The following is a 22,431-nucleotide window of genomic DNA, read 5'->3' on the forward strand; positions in this document are numbered from 1 at the left end:
GCAACAAGGACGCACCGATGAATACTGCTGTGGATGCTGTCGAACGTACTGAAATCCTGATCATCGGTGCCGGCCCGGCCGGCTCCGTGGCTGCGGCGATGCTGCGCCAGCAGGGCCGCCAGGTGCTGATGCTGGAGCGCCAGCAGTTCCCGCGCTTCTCCATCGGCGAAAGCCTGCTGCCGCAGAGCATGGAGTACATCGAGGCCGCCGGCCTGCTGCAGGACGTGGTCGAAGCCGGCTTCCAGCACAAGAACGGCGCGGCCTTCGTGCACGGCGAAGCGCGTACCGCATTCGACTTCAGGAAGAAGTTCTCGCCGGGCTGGGGCACCACCTACCAGGTGCAGCGCGCCGACTTCGACAACGTGCTGGCGCGCGGTGCCGAGCGCATGGGGGCCACGCTGCGTTTCGGTGATGAAGTGCTGTCGGTCGAAGCCGGCGAGCAGCCGGCGGTGACGGTGCGCCGCCCGGACGGCAGCGAGTACCGCATCGAGGCCGATTTCATCCTCGACGCCTCGGGCTTCGCACGCCTGCTGCCGCGCCTGCTGCAGCTGGAATCCCCGTCCAACTTCCCGGTGCGCGGGGCGATCTTCTGCCACGTGCGCGACAACATTCCGGCCGAAGCGGACTTCGACCGCAACAAGATCCTGATCACCACCCATCCCGAGCACGTCGACGTCTGGTACTGGACAATCCCGTTCTCCAACGGCTGCTGCTCGCTGGGCGTGGTCGCCGAACCGTCGTTCTTCGAGCGCTACGAGGGCGACGACCTGCAGAAACTGCAGGCCATCGTCGGCGAGGACCCGAACCTGACCCGGCTGCTGGCCAATGCCGAATGGGCGGTGCTGCCGGTGCGCCGCATCACCGGCTACTCGGCCAATGTCAGTTCGTTGTGGGGGCCGGGCTATGCCCTGCTGGGCAATGCCGGCGAGTTCCTCGACCCGGTGTTCTCGTCCGGCGTGACCATCGCCTTCAAGTCCGCGCAGCTGGCCAGTGCATGCCTGGCGCGCCGCTATGCCGGCGAAGCCGTGGACTGGGAAGCGGAGTTCTCGGTCCCGCTGCGGGCGGGCGTGAAGACCTTCCGCCGCTTTGTCGAAAGCTGGTACGAAGGCGGTTTCCAGAAGATCATCTACCACCCGCAGCAGCAGCCCGAAGTGCGCGACATGATCAGCTCCATCCTGGCCGGTTACGCCTGGGACACCAACAACCCGTACGTGGCCGATGACAGTGGCCGCCGCATGCGCGTGCTGGAGCAGCTGTGCGGCGCCTGATCGCCCCTGCGACAGCACTGCTGCTGAGCCTGCTGCTGGTGGCCTGCGCCGGCCGCATGCCGAAGCCGTTGGTGGAACTGCCGCCGCTGCGCCTGTCGCCGGCCAGCCTGCCGGCGCCGCTGGCGTTGCAGCAGCAGTTGCATTTCCGGTTCGGCACGCATGAGCGCGACCTGGATGCACTGCTGGAAGCCGATGCGCAGCAGGTGCAGCTGGCGGTGCAGGCGATGGGCCAGACCGGCGTGCGCCTGCAGTGGGACGGCCGGCAGCTGACCCAGCAGCGCGCGCCGTGGCTGCCGCCGCAGGTGCGCGCCGAGCGCGTGCTGGATGACCTGCAGTTCGCGCTGTGGCCGACCGCAGCCATCGCGGCCGCGCTGCCAGCCGGCTGGCAGGTCCGTGACGATGGCCATCAGCGCAGCCTGTCGCGCGACGGCACGGTGTGGTTGCAGCTGCAGCGCCTGGACGATGGCAGCGTGCAGCTGGACAACCGCGCCGAAGGCTATGCGCTGCGCATCGAATCGATCGACATGGCCGGGCCGGATCGATGAGTGCACCGATCTACCTGAACGATCTGGGCGTGGTCTGCGCGCTCGGCGATGGCCGCGACGCGGTGGCTTCGGCGATGTTCGCCGGCGTGCCGGGCGGGCTCAGCGACAACGATACCCTGCTGCCGGGGCACACCCTGGCGCTGGGGCAGGTGCGTACACCGCTGCCGACGCTGGAAGAACTGCCGGCCGCCCTGCGCGGGCGCAACAACGCCCTGCTGGACGTGGCACTGGCGCAGATCGCACCGGCGGTGGCCGCCGCGATCGCCCGCCACGGCGCCGAACGCGTGGCGGTCGTGCTGGGCACCAGTACCTCGGGCATCGGTGAATCCGAGCAGGCCCTGCGCACCCATGCCGAACAGGACCAATGGCCGCCCGGGTTCGATTACGCCCAGCAGGAAATGGGTACTGCCGCGCAGTTCGTGCGCCAGCGCAGCGGCGCTCAGGGGCCGGCGTGGACCCTGTCCACCGCCTGCTCGTCCAGTGCCAAGGCACTGATGTCGGCTGCACGCATGCTGCGGGCCGGTATCGTTGACGCCGTGATCGCAGGTGGCGCGGACTCGCTGTGCCGCTTCACCGTGGCCGGCTTCAGCGCGCTGGAATCGGTGTCGGCCCTGCGCTGCAATCCATTCTCGCAGCACCGTGCCGGCATCAACATCGGCGAGGGTGCCGCGCTGTTCCTGCTCACCCGCGAACCCGGCCCGGTATGCCTGGCCGGCTGGGGCGAATCGGCCGACGCGCACCATATGTCCGCCCCCGATCCGCAGGGCCTGGGTGCCATCGATGCCCTGCAGCAGGCGCTGCAGCGCGCCGGCTGGGCGGCCGATGAAGTGGACTACGTGAACCTGCATGGCACCGCCACCGGCCACAACGATGCGATGGAAAGCCTGGCGGTGTCGCAGGTGCTGGGCAACCAGGTGCCTGCCAGTTCGACCAAGCCGCTGACCGGCCATACGCTGGGTGCTTCAGGCGCGATCGAAGCTGCACTGTGCTGGATCGTGCTGGCCGGGAACCCGCAGCAGCAGCTGCCACCGCACTGGTGGGACGGCGTGGCAGACCCCGCGCTGCCGGCACTGCCGCTGGTCGCACCGGCCACCCGCCTGGCACAGGCACCGCGGCGGGTGCTGAGCAATTCGTTCGCCTTCGGCGGCAGCAATGCCGTGCTGGCGCTGGAGCGTCGATGAACACGCTGTACGCGATCGAAGAGGTGGTGCCGCACCGCCAGGACATGTGCCTGCTGGAGCGCATCACGCACTGGGACCAGGACACCATCGAGGCCGAACTGGTGGTGCCCGACGTGGGCCTGTTCGTCGAGGAGGGCCAGGTGCCGGCGTGGGTCGGCATCGAATACATGGCGCAGGCCATCGCGGCCTGGGCCGGTTGCCGTGCGCGTGCGGCGGGCAAGCCGCCGCAGTTGGGCTTCCTGCTTGGCAGCCGCCGCTACAGCAGCCCGCGCAGCAGCTTTCCCAGCGGATCGCGGCTGCGCGTACAGGCGCGCTGCGAGCTGTTGGGTGACAATGGATTGGGGATGTTCGCCTGCCGCATCCTGGCAGGCGAGGACGAATGGGCGACAGCCAACGTGTCGGTGTTCGAACCGGCCGATGCGATGGCCTATCTGGAGAGTGGACAGGCATGACAGGGAATCGAAGCGTGCTGGTGACCGGCGCCAGCCGGGGCATCGGCCGGGCCATCGCGCTGCGCATCGCGCGTGACGGCTTCGACGTGGTGGTGCATTGCCGCAGCCGCCTGGATGAGGCACAGGCCGTGATGGCCGAGATCCACGCGTTGGGCCAGCAGGCCCGCGTACTGATGTTCGACGTGGCTGATCGCGAGGCCGCACGCGCTGTGCTGGAGGCCGATGTCGAAGCGCACGGCGCGTACTACGGCGTGGTCTGCAACGCCGGCATCGCCCGTGATGGTGCCTTCCCGGCACTGTCAGCGGAGGATTGGGACCAGGTCATCCACACCAACCTGGACGGTTTCTACAACGTACTGCATCCGCTGATCATGCCGATGGTGCGCCGGCGCAAGCCTGGCCGCATCATCACCCTGTCGTCGGTGTCCGGACTGGCCGGCAACCGCGGGCAGGTCAATTACAGCGCCGCCAAGGCCGGCATCATCGGTGCCACCAAGGCCCTGGCGCTGGAACTGGCCAGCCGCCAGATCACCGTCAACTGCGTGGCCCCGGGCCTGATCGAGACCGAAATGCTCAACGATGAAGTGGTTGAACACGCGCTCAAGCTGATTCCCGCCGGCCGCGTCGGTCGTCCCGACGAAGTGGCGGCCACGGTGGCGTTCCTGCTGTCCGAGCCGGCCGGCTACATCACCCGCCAGGTGATCTCGGTGAACGGAGGCATGATCTGATGGCCGCCGATCGTCGCGTGGTGGTCACCGGTGCCGCCGCCATCAGTCCGCTCGGCCACGACTGGCCGACCATCGAGGCACACCTGCGCAGCTGCCGCAATGCGGTGCGTGCGATGCCCGAGTGGGATGTCTATGCCGGGCTGAACACCAAGCTGGCCGCGCCGGCACAGGATTTCGAGCTGCCGCCGAACTACAACCGCAAGACCACCCGCTCGATGGGCAAGGTCGCGATCATGTCGGTGCGCGCCACTGAGGTGGCACTGCGTGAAGCCGGCCTGCACGAGCATCCGGTGCTGCGCAGCGGCCGTACCGGCGTGGCCTACGGCTCGTCCTCGGGCAGCCACGAGGCCACCGGTGAATTCGGGCGCATGCTCAACGAGTTCACCACCGATGGCATCAGTGCCACCACCTACCTGAAGATGATGAGCCACACCGCGCCGGTCAACATCGGCGTGTTCTTCGGCCTGTCCGGGCGCGTGTACACCACCTCCAGTGCCTGCACCTCCGGCAGCCAGGGCGTGGGTGCGGCCTATGAAGCGATCCGCAGTGGCAAGCAGACGGTGATGGTGGCCGGCGGTGCCGAGCAGCTCGATGCCACCGCAGCGGCGGTGTTCGACACCCTGTTCGCCACCAGCGTGCGCAACGATGCGCCGCAGACCACCCCGCGCCCGTTCGATGCCGGCCGTGATGGCCTGGTGCTGGGCGAGGGCGCCTGCACGCTGATCCTGGAAGACCTGGAGCACGCGCAGGCGCGCGGCGCCACCATCCTTGCCGAGGTGGTCGGCTACGGCACCAACAGCGATGGCCAGCACGTCACCCAGCCCAGCGCCGACACCATGGCCCAGGCCATGCGCCTGGCGCTGGAGGATGCCGGCCTGGACGCGGCGCAGATCGACTACGTCAACGCCCACGGCACCGCCACCGACCACGGTGACATCGCCGAAACCCAGGCGACCGCGCAGGTGTTCGGCAACCGCGTGCCGATCAGCTCGCTGAAGAGCTATGTCGGCCACATGCTGGGTGCCTGTGGCGCGTTCGAGGCCTGGCTGAGCATCCAGATGATGCGCGCCGGCTGGTTCGCGCCGACCCTGAACCTGGCCGAGGTCGACCCGCGCTGTGGCCAGCTCGACTTCATCACCGGGCAGGGCCGCGAACTGCAGGCCGAGTACGTGATGAGCAACAACTTCGCCTTCGGCGGCATCAACACCTCACTGGTGTTCCGCCGCTGGAGCGAGTGATCCACCGCCCCACCGCACTGTTTCCGCCATCCACCCGCACCCCTGACAAGGAGAAGTTTCGATGCGCCGCACTCTCATGATCGCCACTGCCACCGCGCTGCTGGCCCTGACCTCCACCGCCTCTGCCCGCGATACCCGCGTCGAGCAGTCCCTGCAGGAGCTGGTCAGCTCGCAGGCTGCCAAGGACGCCGGCATCGACGGCAGCGTGCGCTTCTACCTGGCCGGCCAGCCGGTCAGCGTGCAGCAGCGCCTGGGTGAAGACGTGACCAACAAGAAGACCAACGCCGCCAACAAGAGCGATGCCGAGGCCTGCCGCTGGGTCGCGCTGTCGGCGCTGCGCGCGCTGCAGGACGGCGCCAGGTCGCGCGGCGCCAACGCCGTGGTCGACATCGTCAGCTACTACAAGAAGAACGAGTTCAAGAGCAGCACCAATTACGAGTGCTATGCCGGCACCATCCTCGCCGGTGTCGCGCTGAAGGGCACCTACGCCAAGGTCAAGTAAGCGCCCGTGTGGCGGCGGCGTTGGCTGAACGTCGCCGCCACATTGCTGAACCTCGCAAGGGAAACGCCGCCGATCGCGCCGCCATCGTCGGCTGACGGCTTTCCCCGGTGTCGGCTTTCCGACACAATCATGGCTCTTCCCGGGTTATCGTCCCGCGGACATGCACGCCTACGTCTATAAAAGCCAACTCAAGCCGGACACCTACGTCTACGTTCCCCGACGCGATGATTTCAGCGCGCTGCCCGCGCCGCTGCTCACCTCGCTGGGGACGCTCACCTTCGTCCTGGAGGTGGCCCTGGATGTCCAGCGCCGCCTGGCCCAGGCCGATCCTGAAAAGGTCCGCAGCGAAATGAGCGAACGCGGGTTCTACCTGCAGGTACCGCCGTCGGTGGCCAGCCTGATGCCGCGACACTATGACTGACACCTCCCGTCCGCGTGCCCTGTCGATCGCCTTCGCCGTGGGTGCCATGCTGGCGTTGGGCGCTGCGGTGGGCGGTGTGCCGGGTGCCATCCTTGCCGCACTGGCGCAGCCGGCGTTCGCGCTGGGCGTGTCGTGGTGGCGTCGCAGCCGTGCGCTGCTGCCGCTGAAGGTGGTCGCACGCCAGGACCTGCCCGCACTGCTGGCGCTGTGGGCTGCCGCGCCATTGCTGCTGGCGCTGCTGCTGGCCTGGCCGCTGGCGGCCCTGCGTGACAGCGGCAGCCTGGCGGCGGTGCTGGGCCTGAGCGTGCTGGTCAGTGCCGGCCTGCTGGCGGCCTGGCGCACCTGGCCGCTGTGGAACGATGTCGAACGCCTGGATGGCAGCCTGGCCCAGCACTGGCAGGCGCTGGCCGGCCGCGACCTGACCGCCTGGCGTGGTCTTGGCGTGGCGGCGCTGGTGATCGCCTTGGCCGCACTGGTGGTGCTGCCGGCCTGGCCGGGCCTGTTGCCGGACGGCGCACGCTGGCCCGCCGCACTGGCGGTCGTGCTGCTGTCGCCGGCGCTGCACCTGCTGCTGCAGCGGGTCGCGCCCGCGCCGCTGGTGTCGCTGCGCCCCAGCCCGTTCGCCGCTGCCAGCAGCGAACAGGAACCGATGTTCCCCGCTGCGGCCGAAACCGCGCCGCTGGAGGCGATGGCGCCGCAGGAACTGACACCGGCCCTGTATGAGGCCGCGCGCCAGGGCCGCGTCGACCGCGGCCTGCAGCTGCTGCAGGCCGGTGCTGATCCGTATGCGCTGCCGGACCCGAACTGGCGTGACCAGCGCAGCCTGGCGGTGCTGGCGGCGGTGCTGCCGGACCTGCGCCTGCTGCGCGAGCTGATTGCCCGCGGCGTTGATGTGAACGCGCCGCACCGGGGTATGACCCCGCTGCTGGCCGCCACCCGTGACAGCTGGCATGGCCGCCCCGAAGCGGTGATGACTCTGCTCGCCAACGGTGCCGATTCGCGTGCCACCGACAGCGATGGCAACACCCCGCTGCACCATGCCGCACGCAGTTCCGACCCGGGCGTTGCCGCGCTGCTGCGCGATGCCGCTGCCGAAGTCGATGCGCTGAACCGCGAGGGCTGGTCGCCGCTGGCGGTGGCCTGCCAGGTCGGCAACTGGCGCCTGGCCCGCTTCCTGCTCGAGCGCGGTGCACGCAGCGAACCGGCCGATGGCACCCCGGTGCTGCTGGCCGCCGCCGCCACCGAGGACGACGATCCGGCCGGCGTGCAGCTGCTGCTCAAGCACAAGGCACGCGCCGACGCGCGTGATCGCCAGCGCCGCAGCGCGCTGCACGAGGCAGCGCTGGCCGGCCACGTGGAGATCATCGGCGTGCTGCTGGGCGCCGGCGCCAACCTGGAAGCGCGCGATGCACTGGGCCGCACGCCGTGGCTGGAAGCCGCCCGTGCCGGCCGTGCCGCCGTGGTCGAGCACCTGCTGCCGCACAAGCCGGACCTGGTCGCGGTGGACGGCGAAGGCCGCAATGCGGTGCAGCTGGCAGTGATGGCCGAGGATGTCTCGCCGCTGCTGATCAAGCGCCTGGTGGAACTGGGCATCGCCGCCGACGCCACCGACCCGGTTGGCCGCCGCGCGGTGGACTATGCGGCCGAAGCGGGCCGCTGGGCGATCGTGGCCCTGCTGGACCCGTCCTATCCGCTGCCGGCAGCCGTCAGTGATGGCCTGGCCGAGCGCGGTGAAGCGGCCAGCGCCAGCGGCCTGTTGCCGGACCGTCCGCCGCTGACCCTGCTGCGCGAAGCGCTGGGCTTCGGCAACACCGATGGCATGGCCGCGCTGGCCAGGCTGTGCCAGCCGGAAGAACTGGGCGGCCTGCTGCTCGATCCGGAGCTGGCCCTGGAGCCGCGCGCGGTCGATTGGCTGCTGGCCCACGGTGCCGATCCCTATGTGCGCGACGCCTGCGCCGATACGCCGATGTTCGCGCTGCTGTCGCGCGGCATCGACGCGGTGCCGGCGCTGCAGGTCATGCTGCAGCGCGGCCTGTCGCCGGCCGGGCGCGGTGGGCTGGCACGCTTCCTGGCCGCCTGCGCACAGCACGACCAGGCCGCCCGCGGCCTGGAACAACTGGCGCTGGAACTGCTGGAGCGTGGCGCCGATCCGTTCGCCGCTTCGCCGGCCGGTGACCCACCGCTGTCGCTGGCGGTACGCCTGGGCTGGCTGCGCCTGCAGCAGGCCCTGCTCAAGGCCGGTGTCGATCGCGAGGCGCGCGACAGCCATGGCATGACCGCACTGCACCTGGCCACCGCCCTGGCCCGCGAAGGCGCGCTGAAGCTGCTGGTGCAGCACGGTGCCTCGCCGGAAGCACGTGCCGCCGACGGTCAGACGCCACTGGGCGTGGCGCTGTCGATCGGTCGCCGTGACCTGGCCGACTGGCTGGACTGGCGGGTGTGGCCGCTGCCACGCCGTACCCTGCGCGAGGCCGATCTGCCGGCCGCTGCGATGGCCGGTGATGTGGACGCCGTGCGCCGCCTGATCGATCTGGGATTTGCCGTCGACGCGGTCGACGCACAGGGCTGCACCGCGCTGCTGCGTGCGGCCGGTGGTGGCCACCTGGCCGTGACCGACCTGCTGCTGGCGCGCGGTGCCGATCCGCAGCACGCCGCTGCAAGCGGTGCGACGCCGCTGTCGGCGGCGGTCAGCATGCGCCAGGTCGACATCGTTTCGGCCCTGCTCGATGCCGGCGCCAAGCTGGAACACCGCCTGCCGGGCGGGGTGACCGTGCTGATGCTGGCCTCGGCGCTGGGCCTGCCGGACATCGTCGCGCGCCTGCTCACTGCCGGTGCCGACGTGCATGCCGGTGACGCGCAGCAGCTGGGCCCGCTGCACTGTGCCGCGCTGTACGGTTTCAGTGCCCGCGACCGCTCGCGCCTGCTGGCCCTGCTCGACACCCTGCTGTTGGCGGGCGCCGAGCCGGACCAGGCCGCCGCCGGTTCGGTCACGCCGCTGCTGCTGCTGCTGGGCGCACGCGCCGAGCCGGGTACCGCCTGCGACGAGCAGGTGGTGATGGCGGCGGTAGAGCGCCTGCTGGATGAGGACGTCAGCCTGGACGTGCGTGATCCGCGCGGCTTCGGCCCGCTGCATCTGGCCGCCCTGCATGGACTGCCGCTGCTGGTGCAGCGCCTGTTGCGCGCCGGTGCCGATCCGGAAGTGCGCGACAGCCTCAACCGCAGCCCGCGCGAGATCGCGGTGATGCGCGGCTTCATCGACGTCGCTGGCGAGTTCGAACCGCGCGTGCCGGGCGTTTCGTCGATGGCGCGGTTCCTGCGCGACAACGGTTGAGCACCGGGATCGGAATCCGCAGTGGGTAGTGCCGGCCGCTGGCCGGCAACCTGCTGAGACCTCCGGGATACCGAGGCTGCCGGCCAGCGGCCGGCACTACCGGGTCCGCCATCGATCGGGTCGGTGCCAACCCTGCCCCCGGTGGGTGCCGATCGTGCCCCCGGTGGGTGCCGACCGTTGGTCGGCACGCCTACTTGCCGTCGCTTTCCGCGTCGGCCTCGAACAGATGCATCAGGTCGTTGCGTGCGTCGCGCGAGGTCTGGATCACCGCTGCCTCGTCGTCGTACACCAGATACTGGTCGCGCAGCAGCTGCTCATCGTGCTCGCGGAAGCGCTGCACATGGCGTTCGGCCACGTCCGGCGCCACGCCCAGCGCGGTCAGCACGCGTCCGCTCATCTCAAGGCTGGTGCCGAACACTTCGCGGAACGGCTCGGCCGACATGTCCATCAGGCGCCACGCATGCTGGCGGTTGCGTGCACGCGCCAGCACCGTCGCGTCCGGGTACAGCCGGCGCACCATGCGTACCGCGCGCAGGTTGGTCTCCGGGTCATCCACGGTGATCACGAACACATCGATGTGCTCGCCCCCCGCCGCACGCAGCATCTCCGGCCGGGTCGGATCGCCGTAGTACAGCTGGTTGCCGAAGCGGCGCAGGTCGGCAACGGTGTCCGGGTTCGCCTCCAGCGCCACGAACGGCACCTTCTGCGCGGTCAGCAGGCGCGCGATCACCTGGCCGAAGCGCCCCATGCCGGCGATCAGCACCTTGGGCCGGTTGTCCGGCGCCACCTTGTCGGCCTCGGCCGCCGCGCGTGGTGCGGCTTTTTCCTGGCCGAGCAGCTTGAGCAGCGCGATCATCAGCAGCGGCGTGATCGCCATCGACAGGCCGACGATCGCCACCAGCCGGTCGTGGTTGGCGTTGCCCAGCAGGTGCGCGCGCTGTGCCTCGTTGAATACCACGAAGGCAAACTCGCCGCCCAGCCACAGCACGCTGCCCAGCAGCAGCGATTGCCGCGAGCTGAGCCGGGCGACACGTCCAACCGCGTAGAGCAGGCTGAACTTGACCACCAGCAGGATGCCGACACCCGCGGCGATCAGCCACGGCTCGGCGGCGATGCGGTCCAGGTCGATGCCCATGCCCACTGCGATGAAGAACAGGCCCAGCAGCAGCCCCTTGAATGGTTCGATCTGCGCTTCCAGCTCATGCCGGAACTCCGAATCGGACAGCAGCACGCCGGCCAGGAACGCGCCGAGGCTGGGGCTGAGGCCGGCTTCCTGCATGAACCAGGCGGTGCCCAGCACCACCAGCAGGGCGGTGGCAGTGAATACTTCCGGGCTGCGGGTGCGCGCAATGATGCTGAACACCTTGCGCAGCACCGGTCGTCCGCACAGGATCACCACCGCCAGCGCACCCAGCGCCACGGCCGCATCTTCCCAGCGCAGGGTCTCGTTCTTCACTCCGCCCAGCAGCGGGATGGCCGCCAGCAGCGGGATCGCGATCAGGTCCTGGAACAGCAGGATGGCGAACCCGAGCCGGCCATGGTCGCTGTTGATCGCCTTGTGCTCGGACAGCAGCTGCAGGCCGACCGCGGTGGATGACAGCGCCAGCGCCACGCCGACCACCAGCGCGCTCTTCCACTGGAAGTGATCGAGCAGCAGCAGGCCGCCCAGCACCAGCCCGGACAACGCCACCTGCGCCGCGCCGGCGCCGAACACCGAGCGCCGCATCACCTTCAGGCGTGCCGGTGACAGCTCCAGGCCGATCACGAACAGCAGCATCACCACACCGATCTCGGCGGCACCGAGGATGCGGTCGGCGTCCTGCACGAAGCCCAGCCCGTCCGGGCCCAGCACCACGCCGGCCGCCAGGTAGCCCAGTACCGCGCCGAAGCCGAACTTCTTGAACACCGGCACGGCGATGACCGCCGCCAGCAGCAGTACCAAGGCCAGTTCCAGACCACCGCTATGCATGGGAATACCTGGTCATCGGGGGAGCCCGCTGTGCGTCCGTTCGGATGGGGGAGGGCGTGGCGAGCGCCACCACGACATTATGCGCGCCGGCCTGTGTATGCACGAGAACAACCGACCGGATGGGCGCCCAGCGCGGGGCGGCCAGGTTGACCTGCATGGCCCACGGGTCCAGACTGCCCGCCGCTGGCGGCGCGTCCGTTGGCATACGCATCCCGGAGTCCCCAACCCATGTCCAGCGACAGTAGAAGTCGACCTCGTTCGACGCCAGCGATGGCCACCGCCTGACACCGGGACGGTTTGCCTGCGTTGGCGTTGCGCGAGGTCGCATCCCCACAAGGCAAAACCGATGAACCAGAAGCAATTGCTGCGCCCGGTGGCCGATGCCGCCGCACTGGCCGCACCGCTGGCGAACTACAACACCGCCGACGCGGTGGAATTCCTCAACACGCTGGACCTGACCCGCGCCGCGGAAACGCTGGCTGCGCTGCCGTTGCCGCGTGCAGTGAAGATGCTCGAAGCGCCGGAGCTGCACCGCAGCGGTGAGCTGGTGGCCGCGCTGCCACCCGCGCGGGCTGCGGCGCTGCTTGGCCTGATGGCCGACGACCGCGCCACCGACATCGTCCACGAGCTGGATGAGGAAGAGCGCGCGCGGTTGATCCCGCTGCTGGGCACCGACGCCCGCCAGGTCATCCAGAAGCTGCTCAGCTACCCGCCGAACACCGCCGGCGCACTGATGACCACCGAGTACGTGGCGGTGCCCGCCAGCTGGACCGTGGCGCAGACCCTGCAGCACATCCGCCAGGTCGAGCGCACCCGCGAGACGGTGTACGCGATCTACGTGCTGGAGCCGGCCAGCCAGCAGCTGCAGCAGGTGGTGACCATGCGCCGGCTGATCACCGGCCTGCCCGAGGAATCGATCCTGGACGTGGCCCAGGTCAATCCGCCGGTAACAGTGGATGCGCTGATGGACCAGGAAGAGGTGGCACGGCTGATCCGCCGCCACGACCTGCTGGCGATTCCGGTGGTCGACGCGCAGCAGCAGATGCTCGGCATCGTCACCGTGGACGACGTGCTCGATGCGCTGATCGAGGAATCCACCGAGGACGCGCACAAGTTCGGCGGCATGGAAGCGCTGGACAAGCCGTACATGCAGATCGGCTTCTTCGAGATGCTGCGCAAGCGCGCCGGCTGGCTGAGCGTGCTGTTCCTGGGCGAGATGCTGACGGCCAGCGCGATGCAGCACTACGAGGACGAACTGGCGCGCGCGGTGGTGCTGACCCTGTTCATCCCATTGATCATGAGTTCGGGCGGCAATTCCGGCTCGCAGGCCACCTCGCTGCTGATCCGCAGCCTGGCACTGCGCGAACTGCGCCTGCGCGACTGGTGGAAGGTGGCCCTGCGCGAAGTGCCGACCGGCATGGTGCTGGGCGCCATCCTCGGCTGCCTGGCCATCGTGCGCATCGTGATCTGGCAGCTGGGCGGCCTGCACGACTACGGCGAGCACTGGATCCTGCTGGCGATCACCATCGGCGCCGCGCTGGTGGGCATCGTCACCTTCGGTTCGCTGTCCGGCTCGATGCTGCCCTTCATCCTGAAGCGGCTCGGCTTCGACCCGGCCAGCGCCTCGGCCCCGTTCGTGGCCACCCTGGTGGATGTGACCGGCCTGGTGATCTACTTCAGCATCGCCGCGATGATCCTGCACGGCACGCTGCTGTAACAAAACGTGCACGCCGGGGTCGGATCCCTTCGCGCAGCGAAGGGCTCTGACCCCGGATATCCGCAGCAGGGGTCGGAGCCCTTTCCTGCGAAAAGGGATCCGACCCCGCCTCCGACCCCATCGCCACGGAATTTGGGTACCGTAGGCGCATGAGTACCTACCACCTGCAGTCCGTGTTCCGTCCGCAGTCGGTCGCGGTGATTGGCGGCAGCCCGCGCGAGCGTTCGGCCGGGCGCGCGGTGATGCGCAACCTGCGTGGCACCGGCTTCCCCGGCAAGGTGGCGTGGATCAATCCGCGGCATGCCGAGATCGATGGCATCCGCACGGTCAAGCGGCTGAAGGACCTGGACTGGGTGCCCGACCTGGTGGTGATCACCGCACCAGCGGCGATCGTGCCGCAGGTGGTGCGCACTGCCGCCGAACGTGGCGTGCAGGCGGCGATCATCCTCACCGCGCACCTGGGCGAAGGCCCCGGTTCGTTGTCTGCACAGGTAGAGGCGGTGGCGCGCAAGCATGGCCTGCGCATCCTCGGGCCGCATTGCCTGGGCGTGATCGCGCCGCACGCGCGGCTCAATGCCAGCATCGCCGCACATTTTCCGCAGGCCGGCGACCTCGCGCTGATCTCCGAATCCTCGGCCATTGCCGCCGCGCTGGTGGAATGGGGCGTGGCGCGCTCGGTCGGGTTCTCCGCCGTGGTCTCGCTGGGCGATACGATGGACGTCGACTTCGGCGACCTGCTCGACTACTTCGCCACCGACTACCGTACCCGCGCCATCCTGCTCTACGTCGAGCAGATCAAGGACGCGCGCAAGTTCATGTCGGCCGCGCGTGCCGCCGCCCGCGCCAAGCCGGTGGTGGTGGTGAAGTCCGGCCGCGCCGAGCGCGTGCAGCCGGGCAGCCGCGATACCCATGTGCAGGCCCTGGCCCGCGCCGATGATGTGTACGGTGCGGCCTTCAACCGCGCCGGCCTGCTGCGCGTCGGTGCGCTGGACGAGCTGTTCACCGCCGCCGAATCACTGGGGCGGCTGGGCACCTTCCCTGGCCGCCGCCTGGCCATTCTCAGCAATGGTGGCGGCGTCGGCCGCCTTGCCGTGGACCAGCTGATCGCGCTGCGTGGCACGCTGGCCACCCTGTCCGACAGCACGGTGCAGAAGCTCGATGCGGTATTGCCACAGGGCTGGTCGCGCAGCAATCCGGTCGACATCGTGGTCGACGCCGATGGTGACCGCTATGCCGCGGCCATCGAAGCGCTGCTGGCCGACAACGAGAATGACGCGGTGATGGTGGTCAACGTGCCGACCGCATTCACCTCATCGGCGGACGCCGCGCAGGCACTCACCCGCACGCTCGGCCTGCGCCCGCGCCACCACCGCGACAAGCCGGTGTTCGCGGTGTGGCTGGGCAACGACGACCAGGCCACCGCCACGCTCAACGCGGCGCGGGTGCCGACCTATCCGACCGAGGCCGAAGCCGTACGTGGCTTCCAGCATCTGGTGCGCTACCGCGAAGCGCAGAACGCGTTGATGGAAACGCCGCCCAGCCTGCCGCAGGACTTCAGCGTCGACACGGCCGCCGCGCGCGCACTGGTCGATGCCGCGCTGGCCAACGGCCAGCAGTGGCTGGACCCGCTGGCTACGCATGAACTGCTCAAGGCCTACGGCATTCCCTCCGCGCCGGTGATGCATGCGCGTGATGCGCACGAGGCGATGGACCTGGCGCAGCCCCTGCTGGAACGCGGTGCCACGGTCGCGCTGAAGATTCTCTCGCCGGATATTCCGCACAAGTCGGAAGTGGATGGTGTGCGCCTGAACCTGTCCACGCTGCCGGCGGTGCAGAGCGCGGCCAACGCGATCCTGTCGCGCGCACGCCAGCTGCGGCCGGATGCGCGTGTCGATGGCCTGCTGGTGCAGCCGACCATCGTGCGTCCGAAGGCGCGCGAGTTGATTGTCGGCATCGCCGATGATGCGACGTTCGGCCCGGTGATCGTGGTCGGTCGCGGCGGCACTGCCGTCGAAGTGATCAACGACAAGGCGCTGGCGCTGCCGCCGCTGGACCTGCGGCTGGCCCACGAGCTGATTGGCCAGACCCGCGCCTCGCGCATCCTCAAGGCCTACGGTGACGTGCCGGCGGCTGACGAGCGCGCACTGGCGCTGGCGCTGGTGAAGCTGGCACAACTGGCCGCCGACATTCCCGAAGTGCGTACGCTGGACATCAACCCGTTGCTGGTCGACGGCAAGGGCATCCTCGCCCTCGACGCCCGCGTGGCGGTGGCGCCGTCGCGCATCCTGCACAAGGGCCGCGGCCATCCACGTTTCTCGGTGTTCCCGTACCCGAAGGAGTGGGAGCGCACCATCGAACTGTCCGATGGCGGCCGCGCCTTCGTGCGCCCGGTGCGGCCGGAGGACGACGCGCTGTTCCGTGCGTTCTTCGCCCGCGTCAGCGACGAGGACCTGCGCCTGCGCTTCTTCCAGTCGGTGAAGCACTTCAGCCACGAGTTCATCGCGCGCCTGACCCAGCTCGACTACGCGCGCTCGATTGCGCTGGTGGCGATCGAACCGCGCAGCGGCGAGATGCTGGGCGCGGTGCGCCTGCATGCCGATGCGGATTACCACCGTGGCGAGTACGGCATCCTGATCCGCTCGGACCTGAAGGGCCACGGCATCGGCTGGCGGCTGATGGCGATCATGATCGAGTACGCCAAGTGGCTGGGGCTGGACGTGGTCGAAGGCCAGGTGCTGCGCGAGAACAGCACCATGCTGGCGATGTGCCAGAGCCTGGGCTTCAAGACGAAGCTGGACCCGGACGACCCGACGGTGATGATGGTGACCCTGCCGGTGCAGCAGGTCGAGGTACCCGACGTCCCGCCGGTGGCCTGATTCCTGTAGAGCCGAGCCTACGCTCGGCTGCCTTGCATCACACGGGCACGCCTGAGCCGGGCATGGGCTCGGCTCTACAGCTTCAACGCGTGGGTTCCACCACCACCGCCGTGCCGTAGCACAGCACCTCGGTCAGCCCGGTCATCACATCGGTGGCGTCGTAGCGCATGCCGATGATCGCGTTGGCACCCAGCTGCCGTGCATGCTTGACCATGTCGCGGTAGGTTTCCTCGCGGGCCTGTTCGCACAGTTCGGTATAGATGGTGATGTTGCCACCGAAGATCGTCTGGATACCGCCGAGGAAGTTGCCGACGATCGAGCGCGAGCGCACGGTGATGCCGCGCACCACACCGAGGTTGCGCACGACGCGGTGCCCAGGCAGCTCGAAGGCGGTGGTGACCAGCGCATCATCGAAGCGGAGCGCGGGTGGGGTGGGGGTGCCGCTGTTGTAGGGGTCTGCCATGGTCGCGTCCGTATCGCTGCCTTCTGAGAGTCGAGCCATGCTCGACGGGCCGTGCAGCAGTCGAGCATGGCGCGACTCTACAACGCAACCGCCTGTTGCGGCATGGTTCCGTCACCGTGCTGGCGCGACAATACCCCCATGACCGACCGTATTCCCCTGCTGCTGCTGCCCGGCCTGCTCAACGATGCCGAGCTGTGGCGCGCGCAGCTGGCCGACCTGGCCGACATCGCCGACTGCACAGTAGGCGACCAGACCCGTGGCGAGACCCTGCAGGCGGTGGCCGAGGACGTACTCGCACAGGCACCGGAGCGCTTTGCGCTGGCCGGTTTCTCATTGGGCGGCTTCGTCGCCCAGCAGATCCTGCGCATTGCGCCGGAGCGCGTGCTGCAGCTGGCGCTGATCGATACCTCGATCCACGCCGATTCACCGGAACGTGCCGAGCAGCGCCGCAGCCAACGTGCCAGCGTGCGCCTGCCGGGGAAGTTCCACGGCTTCGGCGATGTGCTGATGCGCAGCTACATCGATGCGTCGCGGCTGGATGACTACGTGCTGGTGCAGCGCGTGCGCGACATGACCGCCCGCCTGGGCGCGGACGTGTTCCTGCGCCAGAGCGCGCTGGAACGCCGCGATGGCCATGATGTGCTGGCCGGCTACCGCGATCCGCTGCTGATCGTGTGCGGCGCGAACGATCGCATCACGCCGCTGGCGGTGAGCGAGGAAATGCACGCGATGGTGCCGCACTCGCAGCTGGTGGTGGTGCCTGACTGCGGGCACCTGGCACCGATGGAGAAGCCGGACGAGGTCAGTGCGGCGATGCGTGGGTGGTTGCTGCAGGGCAGGGGATGATCCCCGCCCTCTCGTAGGTGCCGACCTTGGTCGGCACGGTGTTCCAACGATCGATCAGGGCTCAGTGCCGACCAAGGTCGGCACCTACCTGTAGAGCCGAGCCATGCTCGGTTCCGGGGAGGCAGCAGCCGAGCGTGCGCTCGGCTCTACAGCACCACTGCCTCAATCCCAGGCCGGGGCGATGCCTTCCGGGTTGGCCAGGCGATGGCCGCGGTCGAGCTTGGCGATCTGTGCCATGTCTTCGTCGGTCAGGCGGATCGCTGCCGCTTCCAGGTTGCTCGCCAGGTTCTCGCGCTTGGTCGAGGACGGAATGACCGAGAAACCCTGCTGCAGCGCCCAGGCCAGCGCGACCTGCGCCGGCGTGGCCTGGTGGCGTCCGGCAATGGCCTGGATCACCGGGTCCTTGATCACCTCGCCGTAGGCCAGGCTCATGTAGGCGGTGATGTGGATGCCGTTGTCCTGCAGGAACTTCACCAGCAGGCGATTCTGCAGGTAGGGGTGGATTTCGATCTGGTTGGTGGCAATGGCACCGGCGCCGAGGATGCCGATCGCCTTGCGGGTCTGCGCGATGGTGAAGTTGGAGATGCCGATCTCGCGGGTCAGGCCCTGCGCCTTGGCTTCAGCCAGTGCGGCCAGGTACTCCTCCATCGGCACGTCGACCTTGTCGTTCGGCGATGGCCAGTGGATCAGCGCCAGGTCGACGTACTCGGTTCGCAGCTTTTCCAGGCTGGTGCGCAGGCTGGCGAGCAGCGCATCGCGCTTGAACGCGGTGATCCAGACCTTGGTGGTCAGGTAGATGTCGTCGCGCGGCACGCCGGAATCGGCGATGGCCTGGCCGACCTCGGCTTCGTTGCCGTAGATCTGCGCGGTATCGATGGCGCGGTAGCCGACCGCCAGCGCGTTGCGCACGGAGTCGATCACGGTCTGGTCTTTCAGGCGGAAGGTACCGAGACCGAAGGCGGGGACAGTCATGGGGGCTCCAGCAGAGGGGGAGGGAGGCGGGAATATCCACGAAAGGGTAGGCCAGCGGCCGTGTGCATGCCGGCAACGGTGCATTGCATCGACGTGTACGACGGCAGGTGGTGGTGGGTGCGGACCGTTGGTCCGCACTGTTCATGCCGCCACCCATGCAGCGTTGGACGCGGCCGGCCAGCGGCCGGCACTCCCCCTGTCTGCGCTCGACGGTAGTGCCGGCCGCTGGCCGGCAACCGGATCAATCAAGCCGCGCGTGCCAGCCCGCCCTTCGCCGCCGCCGTGGTCGACAGGTCGAACACATCCACCGCATCGATCAGGCGGTTGGCCTGCTGCTCCAGGCTGCGCGCGGCGGCGCTGGCTTCTTCCACCAGCGCGGCGTTCTGCTGGGTCGTGCCGTCCATCTGGATCACGGTCTGGCTGACCTGTTCGATGCCCGCGCTCTGCTCCTGCGAGGCCGCGGAGATCTCGGCCATGATGTCGGTCACGCGCTGCACCGATGCAACGATCTCGGCCATGGTGTCGCCTGCCTCGCGCACGCGCTGTGCGCCATGGCCAACCTGTTCCACCGAGGCTTCGATCAGTGACTTGATCTCCTTCGCGGCTGCCGCCGAGCGCTGCGCCAGCGTGCGCACTTCGCTGGCGACCACCGCGAAGCCGCGGCCCTGTTCTCCGGCGCGTGCCGCTTCCACCGCGGCATTCAGCGCCAGGATGTTGGTCTGGAAGGCGATGCCATCGATGACGCTGATGATCTCGGCGATCTGCCGCGACGAGGTCTCGATCGCGCCCATCGTCGCCACCACCTGGCCGACCACGCTGCCACCGTGCGAGGCGACCGTATGGGCGCCGATCGCCAGCTGGTTGGCCTGGCGCGCATGTTCGGCGTTCTGGCGCACGGTGGAGGTCAGCTCCTCCATCGATGCCGCGGTCTCCTCCAGGTTGGCCGCCTGCTGCTCGGTGCGGCGCGACAGGTCATTGTTGCCGGCGGCGATCTCCGCGGCGGCGGTGTGGATGTTGCCGGAGGCGTGCTTGATGTCGGTGACGATGGTCGCCAGCTGCGTGGCGGTGGTATTGGCATCGCCGGCGATACGGGCGAACACCCCCTGGAAATCACCGTGCATGCGCGCGCCGAGACGGCCATCGGCGATCGCGCGCAGCATCGTCGAGACTTCGCCGAGGTTCAGTTCGGTAGTCTGCATCAGGCGGTTCAGGCCTTCGACCATTGCACGGAAATCATGCTCGAAGCGGGCAGTGTCGCCGCGCTGGCTGAAGTCACCGGCGGCCGCCGCCTCGGCCAGGCGGCGGATCTCGCCATTGATCAGGCCGAGGTTGTGCTTGGCCATGTCCAGCGCTTCGGTGATCACCGCCTTCTCGCCGGGCAGGCGTTCCATGTCCTGGCTGAGGTCGCCGACCGCGTAGCGGCCCATGATCGAGATCGCGCGCATCTTCACCCGGATATGCGCATCGACCAGTGCGTTGCAGTCGGCCACCATGGTGCCGAACGCGCCGGGGAAGGCAGCGGCGTCCATGCGATGGCTGATGGTGCCGGCTTCGTGCGCCTGCGCCATCGCGGCCTGTGCATCCAGCACGCTGCGCAGCGTGGATTGCACCGCCTGCATGGCCTGCGCGAGGCGACCGATCTCGTCGCGGCTGCGCACCTGTACTGCGTGCTGCAGGTCACCGGCGGCCACCGCACGCGCCGCTGCTTCCACTGCCAGCACCGGCTGCACCACCGCACGCCGCAGCCACCAGGCCAGACCGATCAGCAGCAGCACGGCGGCCAGCACGGTCAGCGCCGCGCACAGCAGCAGGGTCTGCCGGGCCTGCTGCGAACGGGACGCCACCGCCGCTTCAGCCACCTGCGTGGCGTGCGTGCTCAGCGCATCCAGAGCCATCGCCACCGGGCGATCCTTGCCGCGCACCAGGTTGTCGCCGGCCGCGGGATCGTAGCCGGCCGCGGCAAATGCCTGCAGCGCCGCGTGATAGTCCTGCTGCAGCTGCGCGTGCAGGCCAACGAACGCCTGCGCCAGCTCACGCGTGCGCGGGTCCGGGCTGGTGGCCAGACCCTTGGCCAGTTGCCCGACCAGGCGGCCTTCGCTGTCGAAGCCATCCAGGTGGCGTTGGCGCAGCGCATCGTCGTGCCCGCGCAGCAGCACGTTCTTCCATTCCTGCACCTGGCCACGGAACTCACGCTGCAGGCGTTCGGCATCGCGGCTGTGCGCGACTTCGGGCGGGACCTCGGTGGACAACTTCAACCAGGCGGAGGCCAGGCCTGCCAGCGCGCACAGCAGGACCACGGCCAAGCCAACAGAAACCGCGCCGAGCAGCTTGGACTGCAGGCGCGGAGCACGGACAGACGCATTCATCGGGAAGCACTCTCGGGAAGGGGCAATGCGGTATCGACCCGCTACGCTTCCGCTGAAGTGCGACGAACATCACATTAGCGTTTCGTTTAGTGATGTGAAGGAAGTGTTTCATAGGACAAATGTGTCCATATGGAACAAATGCGGACCCTGGACAGGGGATATAAATGTAACTAATGTAGTTACATGAAATCCGCGAACCCGCTCTCTGACGCCCTGCACGTGATGGCGCATCTGGTCGGCCAGGATGGCCCGCGCACCTCCGGGCAGCTGGCGTCCTGCCTGCCGACCCATCCGGTGGTGATCCGCCGTCTGCTGGCGCAGCTGCACAAGGCCAGCTTGGTACGCAGCACCCGCGGTCATGGCGGTGGCAGCCAGCTGGCCCGCGACGCTGCAACGATCACCCTGCATGACATCTATCTGGCCGTGGGCGCACCACCGCTGGTGCAGGTCGGCGCCCGCGACGCCGGCGGCGGCTGCCCGATCCAGCAGCTGGTCAACAGCGCGCTGCTGGAGGGGGCACGCGAGGCACAGCGGTTGCTGGAGGCGCGCCTGCGGGCGACCACGCTGGACCAGCTCGGCGCCGACTTCGCCCGCCATCTCGCCCATCACCGTTCCCTGGAAGGTCCTCATGAATCCTGATGTGCTCATCGTCGGCGGCAGCTACGCCGGCATTGCCGCCGGCCTGATCCTGGCCCGCGCCCGGCGGCCGGTCACCGTCATCGACGCCGGCTCGCCGCGCAACCGCTTCGCCAGCCATTCGCACGGGGTGCCAGGGCTGGATGGCATCAGCGGCGCCGAGCTGCTGAAGACCGCGCGCCAGCAGCTGCTGGATTACCCCAGCGTGCGCTGGGTGCATGCCGAGGCTGTGCAGGCCAACGCCAGCGCAGAGGGCGTGGAAGTACGTACCGCCGATGGCCAGGTGCTGGCCGCGCGCAAGCTGCTGCTGGCCAGCGGTATCGCCGACCAGCTGCCGGAACTGCCCGGGCTGGCCGCGCGCTGGGGCAGCACCGTGCTGCACTGCCCCTACTGCCATGGTTACGAAGTGGGTGGCGGCGCCATCGGCCTGCTTGGCGGCCATCCGATGTCCGCCGGCAAGGCGCCGCTGTTTGCCGACTGGGGCAATGTCACCTTCTTCAGCCAGGGCCTGCCGATCACCGATGAGGAACGGGCTGCCATGCAGCAGCGCGGCGTGCAGATCGAGACGTCGCCGGTGCTGGGCGTGCAGGGCGACCAGCCGACCTGGCTGGAAGTGGAGCTGGCCGATGGCCGCCGCATCGCCCAGCGTGCGCTGTTCGTACCGGCCACCCAGGCGATGGCCACGCCATTGGTGCAGCAGCTTGGCTGCACCTTGGTCGAGAGCCCGCTGGGGGTGCTGATCGAGGTCGACATGATGAAGCAGACCTCGGTGCCCAACGTGTATGCCGCAGGCGATGCGACGACGGTCGGCAACATCACCCTGGCCATGGCCGAAGGCGTGCGCGCGGGCATCGGCGTGCATCATGCGCTGGTGGCCGAAGACAGCGTGCCGCGCTGAATGTGCCGGGGTCAGATCCCTT

Annotated in this window: 18 protein-coding genes; 14 read left to right on the plus strand and 4 right to left on the minus strand. The window is 68.9% G+C overall.

The window, feature by feature from the left end; translation table 11 throughout:
- The first annotated feature begins 17 nt into the window (after positions 1-17).
- From AC5P53_RS00460 to AC5P53_RS00500, 9 genes are all read left to right on the plus strand, one after another.
- A complete protein-coding gene (locus tag AC5P53_RS00460) occupies positions 18-1,268 on the plus strand; it encodes an NAD(P)/FAD-dependent oxidoreductase (RefSeq protein WP_014648840.1) in 1,251 nt (416 codons plus the stop codon).
- Entirely contained in the window at positions 1,256-1,813 is a 558-nt protein-coding gene (locus tag AC5P53_RS00465; RefSeq protein ID WP_014648839.1) for a DUF3261 domain-containing protein, read from the plus strand. Before AC5P53_RS00460 ends, AC5P53_RS00465 begins: the two co-directional genes overlap by 13 nt.
- Complete coding sequence (locus AC5P53_RS00470; RefSeq protein WP_049442067.1) at positions 1,810-2,994, plus strand: beta-ketoacyl-[acyl-carrier-protein] synthase family protein; 1,185 nt, start codon at positions 1,810-1,812, stop codon at positions 2,992-2,994. The genes AC5P53_RS00465 and AC5P53_RS00470 overlap by 4 nt, the downstream gene beginning before the upstream one ends.
- Positions 2,991-3,446, plus strand: coding sequence for a hotdog family protein (locus tag AC5P53_RS00475; RefSeq protein WP_057494054.1), 456 nt, complete (start codon positions 2,991-2,993; stop codon positions 3,444-3,446). Before AC5P53_RS00470 ends, AC5P53_RS00475 begins: the two co-directional genes overlap by 4 nt.
- Positions 3,443-4,174 carry a 3-ketoacyl-ACP reductase FabG2 gene (locus AC5P53_RS00480; protein ID WP_032960607.1) on the plus strand — a complete coding sequence of 244 codons (732 nt, stop codon included), beginning with the start codon at positions 3,443-3,445 and terminating at the stop codon, positions 4,172-4,174. Before AC5P53_RS00475 ends, AC5P53_RS00480 begins: the two co-directional genes overlap by 4 nt.
- On the plus strand, positions 4,174-5,412 hold the full coding sequence (locus AC5P53_RS00485) for a beta-ketoacyl-ACP synthase (protein WP_014648835.1): 1,239 nt from the start codon (positions 4,174-4,176) through the stop codon (positions 5,410-5,412). Before AC5P53_RS00480 ends, AC5P53_RS00485 begins: the two co-directional genes overlap by 1 nt.
- A gap of 61 nt (positions 5,413-5,473) precedes the next feature.
- Positions 5,474-5,914: a hypothetical protein gene (locus tag AC5P53_RS00490; RefSeq protein WP_032960605.1), complete on the plus strand. Its 441-nt coding sequence runs from the start codon at positions 5,474-5,476 to the stop codon at positions 5,912-5,914.
- 160 nt (positions 5,915-6,074) lie between these two features.
- Entirely contained in the window at positions 6,075-6,335 is a 261-nt protein-coding gene (locus AC5P53_RS00495; RefSeq protein WP_049404015.1) for a YcgL domain-containing protein, read from the plus strand.
- Complete coding sequence (locus AC5P53_RS00500) at positions 6,328-9,666, plus strand: ankyrin repeat domain-containing protein (RefSeq protein WP_032960601.1); 3,339 nt, start codon at positions 6,328-6,330, stop codon at positions 9,664-9,666. The genes AC5P53_RS00495 and AC5P53_RS00500 overlap by 8 nt, the downstream gene beginning before the upstream one ends.
- Positions 9,667-9,856: 190 nt before the next feature.
- Here AC5P53_RS00500 and AC5P53_RS00505 read toward each other — a convergent pair whose 3' ends face one another.
- A complete protein-coding gene (locus AC5P53_RS00505) occupies positions 9,857-11,635 on the minus strand; it encodes a monovalent cation:proton antiporter-2 (CPA2) family protein (RefSeq protein ID WP_014648831.1) in 1,779 nt (592 codons plus the stop codon).
- A gap of 346 nt (positions 11,636-11,981) precedes the next feature.
- Here AC5P53_RS00505 and mgtE point away from each other — a divergent pair, with 346 nt between their 5' ends.
- Both mgtE and AC5P53_RS00515 read left to right on the plus strand, forming a co-directional pair.
- Positions 11,982-13,352: a magnesium transporter gene (gene mgtE, locus AC5P53_RS00510; RefSeq protein WP_014648829.1), complete on the plus strand. Its 1,371-nt coding sequence runs from the start codon at positions 11,982-11,984 to the stop codon at positions 13,350-13,352.
- A gap of 149 nt (positions 13,353-13,501) precedes the next feature.
- Positions 13,502-16,228: a bifunctional acetate--CoA ligase family protein/GNAT family N-acetyltransferase gene (locus AC5P53_RS00515; protein ID WP_134966438.1), complete on the plus strand. Its 2,727-nt coding sequence runs from the start codon at positions 13,502-13,504 to the stop codon at positions 16,226-16,228.
- 82 nt (positions 16,229-16,310) lie between these two features.
- Here the strand turns inward: AC5P53_RS00515 and AC5P53_RS00520 are convergent, their stop codons facing one another.
- Positions 16,311-16,691 carry a YbjQ family protein gene (locus tag AC5P53_RS00520; protein WP_241887723.1) on the minus strand — a complete coding sequence of 127 codons (381 nt, stop codon included), beginning with the start codon at positions 16,689-16,691 and terminating at the stop codon, positions 16,311-16,313.
- A gap of 138 nt (positions 16,692-16,829) precedes the next feature.
- On the opposite strand from AC5P53_RS00520, the gene AC5P53_RS00525 reads away from it, so the two are divergent.
- A complete protein-coding gene (locus tag AC5P53_RS00525; RefSeq protein WP_032960593.1) occupies positions 16,830-17,537 on the plus strand; it encodes an alpha/beta fold hydrolase in 708 nt (235 codons plus the stop codon).
- Between the two features lie 162 nt (positions 17,538-17,699).
- Here the strand turns inward: AC5P53_RS00525 and dkgB are convergent, their stop codons facing one another.
- Entirely contained in the window at positions 17,700-18,509 is an 810-nt protein-coding gene (gene dkgB / locus AC5P53_RS00530; protein ID WP_014648825.1) for a 2,5-didehydrogluconate reductase DkgB, read from the minus strand.
- 245 nt (positions 18,510-18,754) lie between these two features.
- On the minus strand, positions 18,755-20,875 hold the full coding sequence (locus tag AC5P53_RS00535; protein ID WP_134809416.1) for a methyl-accepting chemotaxis protein: 2,121 nt from the start codon (positions 20,873-20,875) through the stop codon (positions 18,755-18,757).
- Positions 20,876-21,058: 183 nt separating this feature from the next.
- On the opposite strand from AC5P53_RS00535, the gene AC5P53_RS00540 reads away from it, so the two are divergent.
- Positions 21,059-21,514: an Rrf2 family transcriptional regulator gene (locus AC5P53_RS00540; RefSeq protein WP_014648823.1), complete on the plus strand. Its 456-nt coding sequence runs from the start codon at positions 21,059-21,061 to the stop codon at positions 21,512-21,514.
- Entirely contained in the window at positions 21,504-22,409 is a 906-nt protein-coding gene (locus tag AC5P53_RS00545) for an NAD(P)/FAD-dependent oxidoreductase (RefSeq protein ID WP_049442056.1), read from the plus strand. The genes AC5P53_RS00540 and AC5P53_RS00545 overlap by 11 nt, the downstream gene beginning before the upstream one ends.
- Positions 22,410-22,431 lie beyond the last annotated feature (22 nt).

It is taken from the genome of Stenotrophomonas sp. YJH_SMC_82, from assembly GCF_059368875.1.